The sequence below is a fragment of the Nocardioides sp. genome (genome assembly GCF_050246775.1).
GTDB lineage: Bacteria > Actinomycetota > Actinomycetes > Propionibacteriales > Nocardioidaceae > Nocardioides.
Window position 1 is genome coordinate 1,966,017 of record NZ_JBFWVK010000001.1, and the last position, 18,699, is coordinate 1,984,715.

Here is an 18,699-nt window from a genome sequence, read left to right on the forward strand (position 1 = left end):
GCTCAGCGAGTGGCCGCGTGCCCGCTGAGGCGCCTGGTCACGGTGTCGGCGGTGCGCAGGACCGCGCTCACGATGGCTGCCGCGTCCACGTCGTCGGCGTACGTCACCGCGACCCCCGCAACGGGGTGCCCGTTGTGGTCGAGCACGGCCGCGGCGACACTGGCGAAGCCGGGCGTGACCTCTCCGTCCTCGCTGGCGTAGCCGCGTTGTCGGGTCTCCGACAACAGGGTGCGTAGCGTGCTGAGCGACGTCGGACCCTTGCCGTGACGGTTCACGAACGCCGTGCGATCGGGATAGAGGGCCCGCACCTGGTTGGCGGGCAGGGCTGCCAGGATCGCGCGGCCGCTGGCCGTCAGCTGAGCCGGCAGCCGGACGCCCACATCGGTGACCAGCGGCGGCCGGCCCGGTGCGCGCTCCTCCACGACGTAGAGCACGTCGCGCCCGTGCAGGACGGCCAGGTGCGCGTTCTGCCGGGTCACGTCGACCAGGTCGGCGAGCGGGCGGCGCGCGATCCGCTGGAGCGGTTCCTGGCGGGAGTAGCCACTGCCCACCTCGAACGCCGCAACGCCGAGTCCGTAACGCCGCTCATCGGGAAGGTGGACGACGAAGCCCTCGGCAATCATCGTGTTGAGCAGGTGGTACGCCGTGCTCCGGGGCAGCTCGCAGGCCCGCGTGATCCGGTCGAGGGCCACCGGGTCGGGCTGGCTGGCCAGGAACCGCAACACCCGCAGGGCACGGGTGGCTGCGGGCACCTGGCTCATGCTCGGACTCTATTACGCGACTCGCGCAGGTCTGGGGTCCCTATGGCCCGGTCGGTGGCTCCGGCCACCCGGATGGGTCTTGTCTGTCGTTGGTGGGGCGACGACATTGAGGAGCGTCGCAGACGTCTATTGGGGGGAAGTCATGAAGAAGACCGTTTCTCGCGCGCTGGCACTGATCGTGCCCGCAGTCTTCACCGTCACCACGCTCGCAGCCGCGCCTGCGAGCGCTGAACCGATCCCGGACGGTTGGGTGCCGACGTACTCGCAGGGCCTGGTCAGCGTCACCGGCCGTCAGGTCGGACGGCTCCCCGGCCGCCTGGGGAACCAGCACGTGACCGAGGTCTGGACCTACGACGAGGAGGAGACCATCCGGGGGGAGATCCGCGACTGGTGGTGCCCGGCCGGAGCGATCGCGCCGAAGGTGGCCTGGGGTGAGGTCGAGACCCCCTGCACCCTCAAGGGTGCGTTCTACTTCGACCAGCACGGCGCCGCTAGCACCACCAACACCTGGGCGCCCAACCTGCGCTACATGACCTTCCGGGGCACCGACATGCCGGATTGGGAGAGTCTCAACGGTGCTGCCGTGCCTCGCCGCGGGAGCGACACCTTCTCGCTCCGTCTCAAGGCGACCGGAGCGCAGTCCCAGGAAGTGCACGACGACGGGGGCATCCTCTACGCCATCCGTGGTCGTGAGGACGCCACCGTCGTGGGTGGACAGTTCTTCGGCACGCCATGGCTCGAGATGGCCAGCGTCGAGGTCGAGGGCAACTCGATCGGGCTCTGGACCTACTACGAGGCGACCGTCTAGAAGAGCTGTGGGACGAACGTCTGCTCGTGCATCGGCGGGCGGACATAGGGCACCTCGCGCATCTGCGGCAGTTTCACCACGTCAGGCGCCACGTCGACGTAGTCGAACTGACTCAGCAGATGGCTGATGCAGTTGAGGCGGGCACCCTTCTTGTCGTCCGACGGGACGACGTACCAGGGCGCCTGCTTGATGTCGGTGTACTGGAACGTGGTGTCCTTGGCCATGGAGTAGCGGACGTAGTACTCGTGCTCGGCGAGGTCCATGTCCGACAGCTTCCACCGTTTCAGCGGCTCGGCGTTGCGCTCCTCGAACCGCTTGCGCTGCTCCTCGAAGGACACCGAGAACCAGTACTTGATGACGGTGATGCCGGAGCGCACCAGCATCCGTTCGAACTCCGGGGCGCTGCGCAGGAACTCCTGGTGCTCGTCCTCCGAGCAGTAGCCCATGACCCATTCGACGTTGGAGCGGTTGTACCAACTGCGGTCGAACAGCACCATCTCCCCGGCGGCGGGAAGGTGCTCGACGTAGCGCTGGAAGTACCACTGCGTCTTCTGCCGTTCGGTGGGCTTGGGCAGCGCCACCACCCGCACCGTCCGGGGGCTGGTGCGCTCGGTGATCCGCTTGATCACACCGCCCTTGCCGGCCGAGCCGCGCCCCTCGAAGATCACCAGCACCTTGAGGCCCTGGCTCTGGATCCAGTACTGCAACAGCACCAGCTGCTCCTGCAGCCGCTCCATCTCGGCCTCGTAGATCACTGACTTGAGCTTGCCCGACTTCGTGTAGTGGGCCGGGTCGCGATCGCCGGTCCCCGTCCCGATGTCGTCGGCTCCGGCGGGCGGTGCACTGGACTGCTTCATGCTGGGCTCCTACCCTGAAAACGTGTGGGGCTCACGCTCCCGCGTCCCACCGGCGGCTGGCAAGCGTATGCGGTCAACAGCACGCTGTGGCAGACCTGATGGCGTATCTGACCGGGCGAACCAGCCTCCTCATCCGTGACCGATGACGGAGAAGGAGTCATGCCTGGCACCAGAAGCGCACTCATCGTCGCGACGTACCTGCACGAGGACCCCGGCCTGACCCGGCTCCGTGCCCCCGCCCGCGATGCGGAGGAGCTTGCCGAGGTGCTGTCGGATCCCGACATCGGGGGCTTCGATGTCGTCTCCGTGATCAACGGTCGCTGTCACGAGGTGAGCCGGGCCGTGGCCACGTTCTTCAAGGATCGCAAGCCCGACGACCTGCTGATGCTGCACTTCTCCGGCCACGGCCTCAAGGACGACAGCGGCGAGCTGTTCTTCGCAGCCACCGACACCCGGCTGGACCTCCTCGAGGCCACCGCGGTGCCGTCGAGCTTCGTCAGCCGCACGATGGACCGCTCTCGCGCAGGACGCGTGGTGCTGCTGCTGGACTGCTGCTACTCCGGCGCCTTCGCCCGGGGCCTGGTGCCCAGGGCGGTCGGCGCGGTCGATGTCAACGAGCGGCTGGGCGGTCGCGGGCGGGCCGTGATCACGGCGTCATCGGCGCTGCAGTTCGCCTTCGAGGGCGACGAGCTGGCCGACGGGGCGCTCGACGCCGACGGTCCCTCGGCCTTCACGAGCGCCCTGGTCCGCGGGTTGCGCACCGGGGAGGCCGACCGCGACCTCGACGGCTGGGTCTCGCTGGACGAGCTCTATGCGTTCGTGCACGACGAGGTCACCCGGATCTCCCCGCAACAGACCCCGAAGAAGTGGGCCTTCGACATCGAGGGCGACGTGTACGTCGCGCGCCGCGGCGCGCCCGTGACCTCTCCGAGCGACCTGCCTCCCGAGATCGAGGGGTCCATGCAGAGCCTCCTGACCTGGGAGCGTGAAGCCGCGGCCGTGCCGCTGAGCGACCTGCTGTCCGGCGACCACCCCGGCCTGGCGCTGGCGGCCCGGCTGGCCCTGGAACGGATGGCCGCCGAGGATGACAGCGAGCGGGTGCGTGCGGCGGCTCGGGCAGCTCTGGGCGGGATGCCGCCGGAGCCCGCGCCGAAACCCGTCCTCGACGGCACCGGACCGCAGCCACCGACCTCCGAGCCCCCGGGCCCGTCGCGCCGCTGGGTGCTGGGGGCCGCGGGCCTGGCAGTGGCCGCGATCGCGGCGGGCGCGGTGGTCTGGCTGCTTCCCCCAGGCGCGGATGACGGTGGAGGAGGCGGTGGCGGGGAGTCGGTGGCCCGGCTGCCGGAGACCGAGGTGTTGGTCACGCGCGACCTGGACGCCGGTGGTCGAGAGCTGCTCGCGGTGGACGTGGTCAGCGGCGCGACGAAGGTCCTGAGCACCGAGCCCACCTACGGCCTCCCGACGATCTCACCGGATCGGACCCAGGTGGCCCTGCTGGTAGGCACCGCCGGCGCGGCGCGCCCGGCGTACCTCGTGGAGGCGGACGGGTCGGGGCTGCGCCAGCTCCTCGACGCCGAGGCCCGCAGGGACTGCCCGTTCGCCGCGCGACCCGCGTGGAGCCCGGACGGCAGCCAGCTCGTCGTGCTCTGCCAGGACGCCGACCAGCAGACCACCGGCATGAGCGTGGTCGAGGTGGACGGTTCCCTGGTACGCCGCCTCGTCCCCCCACCGGGTGCCGTGGGTGCGCCCACCTGGGGGGCCGACGGCCGGATCTATGTGGAGTGTGCAGCGGAGAACCCGGACGATCCGAGCACCATCCGCTCGGTGGCCGCTGACGGCAGTCCGGGATCACTCCCGCTGCTGGCAAGCACCGACGGGTCGGACAGTCACCCGGACTGGACGGTGGGCGGCGTGCTGTTCCTGCGCTCCAGCAGTCCGTCGGCCGACGCCGGGGACGTCTGGTTCGCGGTGCCCGGCGAGGAGCCGAAGTCGTTCGCCGGCGAGGCGTTGGTCAAGTCGCCGACCTCGTCGCCCGACGGGGAGTCCGCAGTCTGGCTCCAGCCGTCGCCCGACGACGCGAAGCAGTCGGAGCTGTGGGTCGACGTGGCCGGCGAGGAAGGTGCCCACGGACTGGGAGTCGTGGGCCGCCTCGGACCTCCGGCGTGGGGGAGTCGCTGACCTACTGCCCGGGGGGTGTCGCGCTCTGGGCGATGAAGGCCTCGACGAGGGCGGCCTGCTGTTCCTTGGTCGGCGAGAGCTCGATGGACTGCCCGTTGACGGTGACGCGCATCGTCGAGGCCGACGTGTTGCGTCCCAGCCAGCCGCGCAGCAACCCGAACACCTTCTCCAACACCTCGATGGTGGGCTGCACACTCACCGCGAGCGCGCCGATGGCGGCGACGTCGAGCCCGCGCGTCCCGGGCGGAGCCGGACCGGCGGACACGGTGCCGACGGCAGCCACGTCGCTGAGGTCCAGGAACTCCCGGCGCAGCGCGAGCCGCATGCGCTCCAGGTCGTCGTCACCGAGCTGCTCGCCGTCGGCGTACAACTCGACCAGGATCTCGTCATCCATCACAGATCACCTCGAGAATGGGCCTGGGACCTGAGTCTAGGGCTTCAGGAGAGGTCTGGCTCCTGCGCGACCGGAACCAGGGCGACCGCGAGCAGCGGGAACGCGGCGGCCACCAGGAACAGGGTCGGGAACCCGGCGAGGGGCACCAACAAGCCGGCCAGCGGTGGGACCGCGGCGGCAGTGAGGAACTGGGCGGTGTTCTGGATGCCGAGAGCCCGGCCCGACCAGAACGCGCCGGCGCGTTCCGCGACGGCGGTGAAGGCCAGGCCGTTGTCGGCCACCGTCACAGCGGTGGCCACCACCATGAGCAGGACGGCCACGCCCCAGTCGAGCCATGCGGTCAGTGCCAGGGCGCCCATCGTGGCGGCTGCTGCCACGGCGACCCAGCGCAGGGGGCGCAGGCGGCTGCCCACCATGTCGGAGAGCTGTCCGGCCGCGATCCGCCCGAAGGCCCCGACCACCTGCGACGTGGCGACCGCCGTACCGGCTGCTGCCGGTGACCAGCCGCGGTCCTGCACCAGCCAGACCAGGGCGAAGGTCCAGACCACGAACTGCGGGACGACCAGGAGCGTCGAGACGCCGTGGATGCGGGCCAGGTAGCTGTCGCGCCGGTAAGGGTTGGGCGCGGTCGTGGCCGTGCGCTCCGGGCGCGGCGGGTCGATCACCACGAGAGCCACGGCGAGCGCGGCCACCAGGGCGACGGCCGGGGCCAGGAGGAGGGCGGTGGAGATGCCCTGCTGGTCGGCCAGCACCGCCACGGTGATCGCCGCGAGCCCGACGCCCACGGGCTGCGCCATCTGGCGGATCCCCATCGCCAGTCCCCGGCGGTCCGGGGGGAACCACGCGACGACGACCCGGCCGCTGGCGGCGTTGGTGCTCGCTGCCGCCGCACCGGCGAAGAACAGGGTGAGCGCCAGCCAGAGGGCACTGTCGGCCAGGGTGGCCGCGCCGCCGGCCACCGCCGTCCCGAGCAACCCGGCCAACAGGGCGAAGCGCTCCCCGCGGCGATCCACCACCAGCCCCCACAGCACGAGCGTGAGCATCACCCCGAGCATCGGGGCGGCAGCGACCACGCCCGCCTCGAAGAGGGACAGGCCGAGGCGGTCGTGGAGGGCGGGGATCAGGAACGCCGGGCCGTGCACGCTGACCGCCGACGCGGCCTGGGCGAAGGTGCCGACCGCGAGCATGCCCCAGCGGCGCAGCTCGCCGATGTCGTGGGGATGGGTGGTCGTGGACACCGGTCAAGTGAACGCCGCCGGCGCGCTCGACGACAGGTCGATCTCACCGTGTGGGCTGTGGGAAGGGACACGAACCGACCGCTCACGCTGGTCTCGTATTCGAGACGCGTGCTGCCTTCGGTCTCTGGTCCCCTGCGGGCCGCGGGAGTTTGATGAAGCCATGACAGCTGTGATTGAAGTCGGGGTCGGCCCGATGTCCTTCGACGACGTACTCGCCGTGACGCGCCACGGTGCCCCGGTCGTGATCAGCGCCGAGGCCCGCACCGCGATCGAGCGGGCCCGCGGTGTGGTCGAAGGGCTGGCCGCGGCCCCCACCCCGGCGTACGGCATCTCCACCGGCTTCGGCGCCCTGGCGACCCGGCACATCCCGGCCGAGATGCGCGCGCAACTGCAGAAGTCCCTGGTCCGCTCCCATGCGGCCGGCTCCGGTCCCGAGGTGGAGCGTGAGGTGACGCGTGGGCTGATGCTGCTGCGCCTGTCCACGCTCGCCACCGGTCACACCGGGATCAGGCTCGAGACCGCGCAGCTGCTCGCGGACCTGCTCAGCCATGGCATCACGCCGGTGGTGCACGAGTACGGGTCCCTGGGTTGCTCCGGCGATCTCGCACCGCTCTCGCACTGCGCGCTCGCGCTGATGGGCGAGGGTGACGTGCGCGACGCCGACGGCGTCCTCATGCCCGCCGCGGAGGCCCTGGCCAAGGCCGGACTTGCCCCCGTCGAGCTCGGGCCCAAGGAGGGCCTGGCGCTGATCAACGGGACCGACGGCATGCTCGGCATGCTCGTGATGGCCATCACCGACCTGCGGATGCTGCTGCGCACCGCCGACGTGTCCGCGGCCATGTCGGTCGAGGGTCAACTCGGCACCGACCGGGTGTTCGCGCCCGAGCTGCAGGCCATCCGCCCGCACCCCGGGCAGGCTGCCTCGGCGGCCAACCTGGTCCGGATCCTCGCCGACTCCGGCGTCGTCGCCTCGCACCGTGGCCCGGACTGCAACCGGGTCCAGGACGCCTACTCGCTGCGCTGCTCGCCGCAGGTGCAAGGGGCCGCCCGCGACACCGTGGAGTACGCCGCCCAGGTGGCCGGGCGAGAGCTGTCCAGCGCCGTCGACAACCCGGTGGTCGTGGGCGACCGCGTCGAGTCCAACGGCAACTTCCACGGCGCCCCGGTGGCCTACGTGCTCGACTTCCTGGCGATCGTGGCGGCCGATGTCGCCAGCATCAGTGAGCGGCGTACCGACCGGTTCCTGGACAAGGCGCGCAACCACGGCCTCAACCCGTTCCTGGCGCACGACCCCGGGGTGGACAGCGGCCACATGATCGCCCAGTACACCCAGGCCGCCATCGTCTCGGAGCTCAAGCGCCTGGCCAACCCGGCCTCGGTGGACTCGATCCCCTCCAGCGCCATGCAGGAGGACCACGTGTCGATGGGCTGGTCGGCCGCCCGCAAGCTGCGCAGGTCCGTCGACGGCCTCACCCGGGTGGTGGCCATCGAGGTGCTGACCGCCGCGCGAGCCCTCGACATGCGGGCACCGCTCGTCCCCTCCCCGGCCACCGCCGCCGTCGTGCGCACCCTGCGCGCCGCCGGCATCCAGGGCCCCGGCCCTGACCGTCACCTGTCACCCGAGATCGAGACCGCCTTCCAGCTGGTGCGCTCCGGCGCCGTGCTCGCCGCGGTCGAGGACACGATTGGAGCACTCGCATGAACCACAGGCTTCCCATCCACGCCGCCACCGGCACCGAGCTGACCGCGAAGTCGTGGCAGACCGAGGCGCCGCTGCGGATGCTGATGAACAACCTGGACCCGGAGAACGCCGAGCGCCCCGAGGACCTCGTGGTCTACGGCGGCACGGGCAAGGCCGCCCGCAACTGGGAGGCCTACGACGCCCTCGTGCGCACACTGCGGGACCTCGAGGACGACGAGACCATGCTCGTGCAGTCGGGCAAGCCGGTCGGCGTGATGCGCACCCACCCGTGGGCGCCGCGGGTCCTGATCGCCAACTCCAACCTGGTCGGCGACTGGTCCAACTGGGAGGAGTTCCGTCGGCTCGAGGACCTCGGCCTGACGATGTACGGACAGATGACGGCCGGGTCCTGGATCTACATCGGCACCCAGGGCATCCTCCAGGGCACGTTCGAGACCTTCGCCGCTGTCGCGGACAAGCGGTTCGGCGGCACGCTGGCCGGAACGATCACGGTCACCGCCGGCCTCGGTGGCATGGGCGGCGCCCAGCCGTTGGCGGTCACCATGAACGACGGCGTGGCGATCTGCATCGAGTGCGACCAGTCCCGGATCACCCGGCGCATCGAGCACCGCTTCCTCGACGTCCAGGCCGACTCCCTCGCGGACGCGGTCGCCATGGCCGTGCAGGCCCGCGACGAGAAGCGGGCGCTGTCCATCGGCGTCCTGGGCAACGCCGCTCTGCTGCTCCCCGAGCTGCTGGAGTCCGGAGCACCGATCGACATCGTCACCGACCAGACCTCTGCCCACGACCCGCTGTTCTACCTGCCTGCCGGCACGGCCTTCGAGGACTGGGAGCGCGAGCGCACCGAGGACCCGGTGGGCTTCACCAAGCGCGCCCAGGAATCGATGGCCACCCACGTCCGCGCGATGGTGGAGTTCCAGGATGCCGGGGCCGAGGTGTTCGACTACGGCAACTCGATCCGTGACGAGGCCCGCAAGGGCGGCTACGACCGGGCCTTCGAGTTCCCCGGCTTCGTGCCGGCCTACATCCGCCCGCTGTTCTGCGAGGGCAAGGGGCCCTTCCGCTGGGCCGCCCTGTCCGGCGACCCGGCCGACATCGCCGCGACCGACAAGGCGATCCTCGAGCTCTTCCCTCGCCATGAATCGGCAGATTACGAGCGCCTGCACAAGTGGATCACGATGGCCGGCGAGCGGGTGGCCTTCCAGGGCCTGCCGGCGCGGATCTGCTGGCTGGGCTACGGCGAACGTCACCTGGCCGGCCTCAAGTTCAACGAGATGGTGGCCTCGGGCGAGCTCAAGGCCCCGATCGTGATCGGTCGCGACCATCTCGACTGCGGTTCGGTCGCCTCGCCCTACCGCGAGACCGAGGCCATGCTGGACGGCTCCGACGCGATCGCCGACTGGGCCCTGCTCAATGCCCTGGTCAACACGGCCTCCGGTGCCACCTGGGTGAGCATCCACCACGGCGGCGGCGTCGGCATCGGACGCTCCATCCACGCCGGCCAGGTGTGTGTCGCCGACGGCACCGCGCTGGCTGCGGAGAAGATCGAGCGCGTGCTGACCAACGACCCCGGCATGGGGGTCATCCGACACGTCGACGCCGGCTACGACCGGGCGGCCGAGGTGGCTGCCGAACGGGGCGTAAGGATCCCGATGACCGAAGGAATTGTCGGACAATCTGCCGCCGGGGTCTTCCCAGACGACGGTCCGGACCACTAGCGTCCCGAAAATGGCGCTCCGCCGGAGCCCAGGGACGGAGCGGCCATGACAGACCTGAACACCCGACCGAGTCTGGGCGCGCAGCTCGCCCGTCGCAAGCCGCTGAAGAAGGCCGGTGACCACTCCGGCGAAGAGCTCGAACGCACGATCGGCACGTTCCAGCTCACCATGTTCGGGGTCGGCGCCACCGTCGGCACCGGCATCTTCTTCGTCCTCCAGGAGGCCGTGCCGGACGCCGGGCCGGCAGTCATCGTGTCCTTCCTCATCGCCGGGCTCGCAGCCGGGCTGTCGGCCCTGTGCTACGCCGAGATGGCCAGCGCGATCCCGGTGAGCGGGTCGACGTACTCCTACGCCTACCACGCCATGGGCGAGGGCATCGCGATGGTGATCGCCGCCTGCGTGCTGCTGGAGTACGGCGTCGCGGGCTCGGCGGTCGCGGTCGGCTGGAGCGGCTACTTCAACGAACTGCTCGACAAGACCGTGGGCTTCACCCTGCCGGACTCGTTGTCCTACTCGCCCATCCCGGTGGACGGCGGCACCACGGGGATCATCAACCTACCCGCCGTGGTCCTGGTGATCATGTGCACGATGCTGCTGATCCGAGGGGCCAGCGAGTCGGCCAAGGTCAACACGATCATGGTGCTCACCAAGCTCGGGGTGCTGATCATGTTCGTGATCATCGGCCTGACGGCCTTCCAGGCTGACCGCTTCGAGAACTTCTGGGCGTCGGGATCGGCCGGGATCAGCGCGGCCGCCGGCACCATCTTCTTCTCCTTCATCGGCCTCGATGCGGTCTCCACCGCAGGTGAGGAGGTGAAGAACCCGCAGAAGGCCCTGCCTCGGGCGATCATGGGCGCCCTGGTCATCGTCGTCGCTGTCTACGTGTTGGTCGCCGTGGCCGGTGTGGGGTCGCAGCCGCTGGCGGAGTTCTCCAGCGACGAGCAGCAGAGCGCCGGGCTGTCGGTGATCCTGGAGAACATCACCGGCTCGAACGTCCCCGGGACCATCCTGGCTGCCGGCGCGGTCATCTCGATCTTCTCGGTCACCCTGGTCACCCTCTACGGCCAGACCCGGATCCTGTTCGCCATGGGGCGTGACCGGATGCTGCCGGCGAAGTTCGCCGAGGTGAACCCGCGCACCCTCACGCCCACCTTCAACACGATCTTCGTGGGGGTGGTGGTCAGTCTGATCGCCGGGTTCGTGCCCGCCGACTACCTGTGGGACACCGTGTCGATCGGCACCCTGATGGCCTTCTCGGTGGTCGCGATCGGCATCATCGTGCTGCGTCGCACCATGCCCGACCTCGAGCGTCCCTTCCGGGTGCCGGGCTACCCGGTCACCCCGATCCTCACGGTCGTCGCCTGCGTCTACGTGCTGTCCGGCCTGGCCCCGGTCACCTGGCTGATCTTCGGGTGCTGGCTGCTCGTGGTGATGGCGTTCTACTTCTTCTGGGGTCGCCGCAACTCCATCCTCAACGGCCCCCAGACCCAGGACAAGGTGCTGTGAGATGACCCTGGTCGTCGGCTTCGCCCCGGGCAAGAGTGAACGCTCAGCGCTCGACCTCGCCGCCACGTTCGCCCGCTCCTCGGGGCAGGACCTGCTGGTGGTGAGCGTCGTACCGGCTCCCTGGCCGACCCCGGTCGCCGGCCACACCGACCGCGAGTACGTCGACTGGGCCCGCGAGCGTGGGGCCAAGGCGGTGGCGGAGGCGGAGGCCCTGCTCGCCTCCGCGTGCCCGGAGATCACTGCACGCGCGATCGCGGTCCCCGGACGATCGATCCCCGGCACGCTCGCGGACCAGGCCGAGAAGTGCGGCGCAGCCATGATCGTCGTGGGGTCGGGCTCGGACGGCAGCTGGGGCAAGGTGGTGGTCAGCACCACGGCGGACCGGCTCCTGCACTCCTCCCCGGTGGCGGTGGCGCTCGCGCCTCGCGGCTACCGGCCGCCGGCCGAGGGTCGCATCGGTCGAGCCACGTGCGCGTTCCGTGGGGACGAGTCCTCGCACGCGGCGCTGGTCCGCACGGCCGAGATCTGCCGGGACATCGGGGCGAGCCTGCGGGTCGCCACGTTCGGGGTGCTGGGCCGGACCATGTACCCGCCCGAGGTGCTCGGCGAGGACCTCGTGCTGAGCCAGTTCGTGGAGCAGTCCACCCAGGCACAGGCGGCAGCCATCGAGGGCCTCCGGGAGCAGGGGACCATCAGCGACGTCGACAGCGTGGTCGCGACCGGTCACAACTGGTCCGAGGCGTTGGAGGGGTTGCCCTGGGAGCGCGACGACGTGCTGGTCGTGGGGTCCTCCTCGACCAACCTGCTGGCCCGGGTCTTCCTGGGCTCCAACGCCAGCAAGATCATGCGGCACTCGCCCGTGCCGGTGGTGGTCGTGCATTGATCGATCACCCAAATCCCGGGTTTCACGGCGGGCCCGCCGCGATCGTGACACGATCCCGGCCATGAAGAAGCAGCCTGCTCGGGCACGCACCGTCCTGCCTGGTGTCAGCTCCCGGACCTGGGAGCACCCGGCGGACCAAGGTGCCCTGGTGGCGCTGCGCAAGCTCAAGGGTTTCGACTCGATCCTCAAGCTGATGTCCGGCCTGGTCCGGGAGCGGACCATCCGGCTGATGCTGCTGGGCTCGGCGGTCCGCGTCGACGAACGCCAGTTCCCCGTGCTGCACCGGCTGCTCGCCGAGGTGGGCACAACCCTCGATGTCGAGCAGCTGCCCGAGCTCTTCGTCACCGCCAGTCCCTTCCTCCACGCGGTCACCGTCGGCATGAACGAGCCGGTGATCGTGATCAACTCCGCGATGGTCGACCTGCTCGACGAGGACGAGCTGCGCTTCCTGATCGGTCACGAGCTCGGCCACGCCGTCAGCGGGCACGCCGTCTACCGGACGATGCTGCAGCGGCTGATCCACCTCACCGGGGTCTTCAACTCCGTGCCCGGTGGGTTCCTCGGCGTCCGCGCCATCACCGCCTCCCTGATGGAGTGGTCGCGCAAGGCCGAGCTGTCCGCCGACCGGGCCGGTCTGCTCGCGGCGCAGGATCCGGCTGCCGCCTTCCGCTTCCACATGAAGCTGGCCAGCGGCGGGAGCCTCGACAACCTCGACGCGACGTCGTTCCTGGCCCAGGGCGCGGAGTACCACGAGACCGGTGACCTGCGCGACTCCATCCTCAAGGCCTTCCTGGTCGAGAACCGGGCCCACCCGTTCGCCGTGGTCCGGGCAACCGAACTGCGTCGCTGGGTCGACTCCGGTGCCTACACGGCGGTGCTCGGCGGCACCTATCCGCGGCGCGAGGACGACGCGACAGCGAAGGTCACCGACGCTGCTGCCGAGGCCGCCAGGAGCTACGCCGACAGCTTCCGCAACACCCAGGACGCCCTGGGTCGACTGGTCCACGACGCGGCCGGCTTCATGGGGTCGGCCAAGTTGTGGCTCGACGACAGGCTGCGGCCCTAGCCCAGGGGGGATGATGGTCCGGGGGAGATGATGGGCCCATGAGAGCAATCGTCTACCGCTCGACCGGTGGTCCCGAGGTCCTGTCCCTGACCGAGCGTCCCGTGCCTGTCCCGGGTGCCGGCGAGGTCCTGGTGCGGATCCATGTCTCCGGGGTCAACCCGACCGACTGGAAGAGCCGGTCGGGAGCCACCGCCACCGGCGACGCCCAGGACCGGGTGCCCAACCAGGACGGTGCCGGCGTGATCACCGCCGTCGGTGCGGGCGTCTCCACGGACCGGATCGGTGAGCGGGTCTGGGTGTGGGAAGCCGCCTGGCAGCGTGCCGAGGGGACTGCCCAGGAGTACGTCGCCCTGCCGTCGCCGCAGGCCGTCGAGCTGCCGGACGACGCCAGCTTCGACCTCGGCGCCAGCCTCGGCATCCCCGCGCTGACGGCGCACCGCGCCCTCACCCTCGCCGGGCCGGAGCGACTGGCGCCCCATGCCCTCGACGGGCGGGTCGTGCTGGTGGCCGGCGGGGCGGGGGCTGTGGGCCATGCGGCCATCGAGCTGGCTCGTTGGGCCGGGGCCACCGTGATCACCACGGTGAGCAGCGCCGAGAAGGCGGCCCTGGCCACCGCGGCCGGAGCCCACCACGTCGTGAACTACCGCACCGAGGACGCGGCGTCCGCGATCCGATCCCAGGCGCCGGGCGGTGTCGACCTGGTCGTCGAGGTCGCGCCGGCCGTCAACGCCGCCCTCGACCTGGCCGTGGCCGCGCCGGGGGCGACGGTGGCGTTCTACGCGAACAACGGCGGGGACGAGGTCACCCTTCCGGTCCGGCCGTCCATGGCCGCCAACCTGAACTGGCACGGGATCCTCGTCTACACCGTGACGGGTGCGGCGAAGGCGGCCGCGGTGGCCGACGTGCTCGCCGCCGTACGGGACGGGGCGCTACGCGTCGGCCCGGAGGCGGGCCTGCCCCTGCACCGCTTCACGTTGGAGCAGACGGCTGAGGCCCACGTGGCCGTCGAGCGGGGTGCGGTGGGAAAGGTACTCATCGACGTCGCGTTCTGACAGAGTGACGCCATGTCACGGCACCCGCTCGACTCTCTGGGAGAGCACGAGTTCACGCAGACCGCAGCGATCCTCAGGCGCGAGCTGGGACTGAACCGGTCCTGGCGTTTCGCGTCGATCGAGCTGCAGGAGCCCCCGAAGGCCGAGGTCCGGTCCTGGCAGCCCGGCGACCCCGTGCGCCGTACGGCGCTGGCGGTGCTGTGGAACCGCGACGACAACCAGACCTGGGAGGGTGTCGTCGACCTGAGCGGCGACCGGGTCGAGTCCTGGACCCACGTCCCCGGCGTCACCCCGCACTTCACCACCGACGAGTACGCCGAGGTCGACGCGGCCATGCGTGCCCACCCGGACGTGATCGCCGCCCTCGCCGAACGAGGGATCACCGACCTGTCCCTGGTCGCCATCGAGGTGTGGACCTACGCCAAGGCCCTCATGCCCGAGCAGTGGCGCGATCGGCGGCTGGGCTGGTGCGACATCTGGTACAGGGCGACGCCCGAGGGCAACCTCTACGCCCACCCCGTCTCCGGTCTCAAGGTGGTCGTCGACGTCAACACCCTGGAGCTCCTCGCGCTCGAGAACGACCACGACCACGGCCAGCCCGAGGTCGACGCGGAGTACGTCGTGGGGCCGTGGACCGGCCAGCACCGCACGGACCTCACACCACTCGACATCGTCCAGCCCGAGGGAGTCTCCTTCACCATCGAGGGCACCGAGCTCACCTGGCAGAACTGGTCGATGCGCCTGGGGTTCAACTACCGCGAGGGCCCGGTGCTCTACCAGGTCGCCTACGACGACCACGGCACGAAGCGTGACATCGCCTACCGGTTGTCGTTGGCCGAGATGGTGGTGCCCTACCGCGACGCCTCCTTCGACCACTACCGCCGCACCGCCTTCGACATCGGCGAGTGGGGTCTGGGCTTCATGACGACCTCTCTCGAGCTGGGCTGCGACTGCCTCGGTGAGATCCGCTACGTGGACGCGGTCCTGCACGACACCACGGGGACGCCGTACACGATCAAGAATGCGATCTGCCTGCACGAGGAGGACAACGCCGTCCTCTGGAAGCACGTCGACCACCACCATGGTGCCGAGGTGCGGCGGATGCGCCGGATGGTCATCTCGTGCCACGCCACCGTGGCCAACTACGAATACCTGCTCTACTGGCGGTTCTACGAGGACGGCAACATCGAGTGCGAGGTCCGTGCGACCGGCCTGATGGTCACCACCCCGTTCGACCCCGAGACGGGACCTCCACGCTCCGGCACCGTCGTCGACGAGCAGACCTATGCCCCGTTCCACCAGCACTTCCTCGTGGCGCGCCTCGACCTCGACGTCGACGGCAACGAGAACACGGTGATGGAGGTCGACTCCATGGCCCTGCCGGTGTCGACAGACAACCCCTACGGCCTGGCTGTCGTGACCGAGGCGACCCCGGTGGTCTCGGAGTCGCGGGCCGCACGCGACTTCAACTGGGACACGCAGCGGTCCTGGAAGGTGGTCAACCCCAACCGGACCAACAAGGTCGGCACCAACCCTGCCTACAAGCTGGTCCCCAGCGCCTCGATCCCCTCCCTGATGGACCCGGACACACCTCAGTTCCTGCGCGCCCCCGTCATCGGGCACACCGTGTGGGTGACCCGTCACCATGACGATGAGCGCTGGCCGGCCGGCGCCTACCCGACGCAGTCGGAGCACGACGAGGGGATGACGCGCTGGATCGCCGACGACGAGCCGCTCGAGAACACCGACGTGGTGCTCTGGTACGTCTTCGGCATCCACCACATCACCCGGGTGGAGGATTGGCCGATCATGCCCGCCGACACGGTCTCGTTCTGGCTCAAGCCGTTCGGCTTCTTCGATCAGAACCCCTCGATCGACGTGGCGCCCTCGCCCGGTCGCGAGGGCGGGCACTGCCACTGAGCGGCCAGGTTCCTACAGCGCCGTGATCGCCTCGTGGATCGACAGGATCCGCTCGGCCGACTCCACGTGCAGGTTCTCCACCATCCGGCCGTTGTAGGTGACGACGCCCGAGCCGGCGCCCTCCTGCCAGGCGGCCAGGATGCCGCGGGCGTCCTCGACGGCCTGCTCGGAGGGGGCGAAGGCCGCGTTGGCGCCCTCGACCTGCCCGGGGTGGATCAGGGTCTTGCCGTCGAAGCCCATCTCGCGACCCTGGGTGCACTCGGCCAGGAATCCGTCGGCGTCCTTCACGTTGTTGTAGACGCCGTCGACGATGGCCTTGCCGGCCGCCCGGGCCGCCAACAGTGCGAGCGACAGGCCGGTGAGCAGCGGCTGGCGCCCCGGAACATGCTCGGCGTACAGCTCCTTGGCGAGGTCGTTGGTGCCCATCACGAGCACGGTGAGACGCTCGGACGCGGTGGCGATGTCGAGTGCGTTGAACATCGCGACCGGGGTTTCGACCATGGCCCAGAGCTTGGTGTGCTCGGGGGCATCGGCCATGGCGGCCACGAGCGTGCGGACCTCGGCGGCGGAGTTGACCTTGGGGACGACGATCGCGTCCGGGCCCGCCGCGCAGGCCGCGGCGAGGTCGTCGTCATGCCACTCGGTGTCCATGCCGTTGACCCGGATGGTCAGCTCGCGACGACCGTAGGCGCCGGAGCGTACGGCTGCACACGCTGCCGCGCGGGCGTCCGCCTTGGCCGCCGGTGCGACGGCGTCCTCGAGGTCCAGGATGAGGGCGTCGCAGGGGATCGACTTCGCCTTCTCCAGGGCCCGTTCGTTCGACGACGGCATGTAGAGCACCGAGCGTCGAGGGCGGAAGTCGCTCATGCGGTCACCTCGATCGCGTCGTAGAGCTTCTTCAGCTCCGGGTCGATCGCGGCCAGCTCCTCGGCGAGGTGGACCATCACCAGGCACTGCTTCAGCGAGGCGTCGTCCTCCATCTTCCCGTCGAGCATCACCGCGCCGGTGCCGTCGCCCCCGTCACGTTCGAGGGCGGCGACCACCCGGCGGGCGTGGGCGATGTCCTCGACGCTCGGGCTGAACACCTTGTTGGCGATCGCGATCTGCTTGGGGTGCAGCGACCACGTGCCCACGCACCCGAGCAGGAAGGCGTTGCGGAACTGGTCCTCGCAGGCCACCACGTCGGCGATGTCCCCGAAGGGGCCGTAGTAGGGGTAGATGCCGTGCATGGCGCAGGCATCGACCATGCGCGCGATCGTGTAGTGCCACAGATCCTGCTGGTGGACCGCGCGTGGTGCGTCGATCTCACCGTCGGTCGGGTCCTGGCGGACCAGGTAGCCGGGGTGTCCTCCGCCGACCCGCGTCGTCTTCATCCGGCGGTCGGCGGCGAGGTCGGCCGGGCCGAGCGAGAGCCCCTGCATGCGCGGGGAGGCGCCGCAGATCTCCTCGACGTTGACCATGCCACGCGCCGTCTCCAGGATCGCGTGCACGAGGATCGGCCGGGTCAGGCCGGCCTTGGCCTCGAGCTGGGCCAGCAGCCGGTCGACGTAGTGGATGTCCTCGGCGCCCTGCACCTTCGGCACCATGATGACGTCGAGCCTGTCGCCGATCTCGCCCACCAGGGTGGTCAGGTCGTCCAGGCCCCAGGGCGAGTCGAGGGAGTTGACCCGGGTCCACAGCTGGGTCCGGCCACCGGGCCCGCCCAGGTCCGGGGTCGCTCGGGCGATCGCCACGAGGCCCTCGCGGGCGGCCAGCTTGTTGTCGGCCTTGACCGCGTCCTCGAGGTTGCCCAGGAGTACGTCGACGGAGCCGACCATCTGGGGGATCTTGGCCGCCATCTTGGCGTTGCTGGGATCGAAGAAGTGGATGGCGCGGCTGGGGCGTGCCGGGATCTCGTGCAGGGGAGCGGGCGCTCCGACGGCGAGGGGGGCGAAGAAGTCCTTGGCGCTGCGCATGCTGCGGACGCTAGCAGCGCGACGCCGGTGTCAGGTATGACGAATCCCACTGCGCCACCAGCGCCTGCGGGGTCGCGGTGCTTCCTCGGGCTGCCCGCGCCGACTGGTCAACCGGGCCCGGCGACGCGCGGTCCAGGCCTCGACCTCGACCTCGACCTCGCGCATCGCAGTCACCACCGGCGGGCCTCCGGTGAGCTGCATCCGGGCCCTGCGGATCCGCTCGTTGAACGCCTCCAGCTCGCGCCGTACCTCCGACTCGCTGGCCAGGCGGTCCAGCGCCTCCTCGAGCTCGAGGTCGTCCTTGCGCAGCGCCAAGGCGGGCGGCAGCACACTGAGCTGCTCGCGCTCGACGAGTTTCTTGAGCCACCAGTCGGGGTCGTGACGGCCGTCGAGATCCTCGATCGGGCGCCCGTAGCCGGGCAGGTCGTCGAACTCTCCGCGGGCCATGGCCTGCTGGATCTGCAGGTCCACCCAGTGGGCCTGGTGCTGCACACGGGCTGCGGCGGCGGAGCCGCCGGTGCGCTTGTCGCGCGCTTCGTCGGGGGTGTCCTTGCTCTCGGGCACGCCCCCAATCTACCGAGTCGGCCAAGTGTCTCGGATGCGAGACCGCCGCCGGGCCGGTCCGGTTGACCGCAGTACGGGCAGTCGATGGACTGGGGTG

At 70.3% G+C, this 18,699-nt stretch carries 16 protein-coding genes; 9 read left to right on the top strand and 7 right to left on the bottom strand.

What is annotated here, in order from left to right; translation table 11 throughout:
- Positions 1-2: 2 nt before the first annotated feature.
- Positions 3-761: an IclR family transcriptional regulator gene (locus AB7I40_RS09340; RefSeq protein ID WP_428347167.1), complete on the bottom strand. Its 759-nt coding sequence runs from the start codon at positions 759-761 to the stop codon at positions 3-5.
- 142 nt (positions 762-903) lie between these two features.
- Here AB7I40_RS09340 and AB7I40_RS09345 point away from each other — a divergent pair, with 142 nt between their 5' ends.
- Complete coding sequence (locus tag AB7I40_RS09345; protein WP_428347168.1) at positions 904-1,569, top strand: hypothetical protein; 666 nt, start codon at positions 904-906, stop codon at positions 1,567-1,569.
- On the opposite strand, the gene ppk2 is transcribed toward AB7I40_RS09345, so the two are convergent.
- Entirely contained in the window at positions 1,566-2,426 is an 861-nt protein-coding gene (gene ppk2, locus AB7I40_RS09350) for a polyphosphate kinase 2 (protein WP_428347169.1), read from the bottom strand. The two genes, AB7I40_RS09345 and ppk2, sit on opposite strands and share 4 nt — an antisense overlap.
- A gap of 159 nt (positions 2,427-2,585) precedes the next feature.
- Between ppk2 and AB7I40_RS09355 the strand changes: the two genes are divergently transcribed.
- Positions 2,586-4,604, top strand: coding sequence for a caspase, EACC1-associated type (locus AB7I40_RS09355; protein WP_428347170.1), 2,019 nt, complete (start codon positions 2,586-2,588; stop codon positions 4,602-4,604).
- Between the two features lies 1 nt (position 4,605).
- Here the strand turns inward: AB7I40_RS09355 and AB7I40_RS09360 are convergent, their stop codons facing one another.
- Both AB7I40_RS09360 and AB7I40_RS09365 read right to left on the bottom strand, forming a co-directional pair.
- Positions 4,606-4,998, bottom strand: coding sequence for a hypothetical protein (locus AB7I40_RS09360; protein WP_428347171.1), 393 nt, complete (start codon positions 4,996-4,998; stop codon positions 4,606-4,608).
- A gap of 44 nt (positions 4,999-5,042) precedes the next feature.
- Complete coding sequence (locus tag AB7I40_RS09365; protein WP_428347172.1) at positions 5,043-6,236, bottom strand: MFS transporter; 1,194 nt, start codon at positions 6,234-6,236, stop codon at positions 5,043-5,045.
- A 160-nt stretch (positions 6,237-6,396) separates the two neighbouring features.
- Between AB7I40_RS09365 and hutH the strand changes: the two genes are divergently transcribed.
- The 7 genes from hutH (at position 6,397) to AB7I40_RS09400 (ending at position 16,083) form a co-directional block, all read left to right on the top strand.
- The gene (gene hutH, locus AB7I40_RS09370; RefSeq protein ID WP_428347173.1) at positions 6,397-7,938 is read left to right on the top strand and encodes a histidine ammonia-lyase; all 1,542 of its coding nucleotides are present in this window, start codon (positions 6,397-6,399) and stop codon (positions 7,936-7,938) included.
- Positions 7,935-9,656, top strand: coding sequence for a urocanate hydratase (hutU, locus tag AB7I40_RS09375; RefSeq protein ID WP_428347174.1), 1,722 nt, complete (start codon positions 7,935-7,937; stop codon positions 9,654-9,656). The genes hutH and hutU overlap by 4 nt, the downstream gene beginning before the upstream one ends.
- 45 nt (positions 9,657-9,701) lie before the next feature.
- Positions 9,702-11,162 (top strand): APC family permease, encoded by a 1,461-nt coding sequence (locus AB7I40_RS09380; RefSeq protein WP_428347175.1) that lies wholly within the window; start codon positions 9,702-9,704, stop codon positions 11,160-11,162.
- Position 11,163: 1 nt separating this feature from the next.
- Positions 11,164-12,045 (top strand): universal stress protein, encoded by an 882-nt coding sequence (locus AB7I40_RS09385; RefSeq protein ID WP_428347176.1) that lies wholly within the window; start codon positions 11,164-11,166, stop codon positions 12,043-12,045.
- Between the two features lie 61 nt (positions 12,046-12,106).
- Entirely contained in the window at positions 12,107-13,111 is a 1,005-nt protein-coding gene (locus tag AB7I40_RS09390; protein ID WP_428347177.1) for a M48 family metallopeptidase, read from the top strand.
- A gap of 38 nt (positions 13,112-13,149) precedes the next feature.
- A complete protein-coding gene (locus AB7I40_RS09395) occupies positions 13,150-14,163 on the top strand; it encodes an NADPH:quinone reductase (RefSeq protein WP_428347178.1) in 1,014 nt (337 codons plus the stop codon).
- Positions 14,164-14,175: 12 nt separating this feature from the next.
- The gene (locus AB7I40_RS09400; RefSeq protein WP_428347179.1) at positions 14,176-16,083 is read left to right on the top strand and encodes a primary-amine oxidase; all 1,908 of its coding nucleotides are present in this window, start codon (positions 14,176-14,178) and stop codon (positions 16,081-16,083) included.
- A 12-nt stretch (positions 16,084-16,095) separates the two neighbouring features.
- On the opposite strand, the gene AB7I40_RS09405 is transcribed toward AB7I40_RS09400, so the two are convergent.
- From AB7I40_RS09405 to AB7I40_RS09415, 3 genes are read right to left on the bottom strand one after another with little or no spacing between them, the layout of a single operon-like run.
- Complete coding sequence (locus AB7I40_RS09405) at positions 16,096-16,950, bottom strand: HpcH/HpaI aldolase/citrate lyase family protein (RefSeq protein ID WP_428347180.1); 855 nt, start codon at positions 16,948-16,950, stop codon at positions 16,096-16,098.
- Positions 16,947-18,038 carry an HpcH/HpaI aldolase/citrate lyase family protein gene (locus AB7I40_RS09410; protein WP_428347181.1) on the bottom strand — a complete coding sequence of 364 codons (1,092 nt, stop codon included), beginning with the start codon at positions 18,036-18,038 and terminating at the stop codon, positions 16,947-16,949. Before AB7I40_RS09410 ends, AB7I40_RS09405 begins: the two co-directional genes overlap by 4 nt.
- A gap of 30 nt (positions 18,039-18,068) precedes the next feature.
- The gene (locus AB7I40_RS09415) at positions 18,069-18,602 is read right to left on the bottom strand and encodes a DUF1992 domain-containing protein (RefSeq protein ID WP_428347182.1); all 534 of its coding nucleotides are present in this window, start codon (positions 18,600-18,602) and stop codon (positions 18,069-18,071) included.
- Between the last annotated feature and the right edge of the window lie 97 nt (positions 18,603-18,699).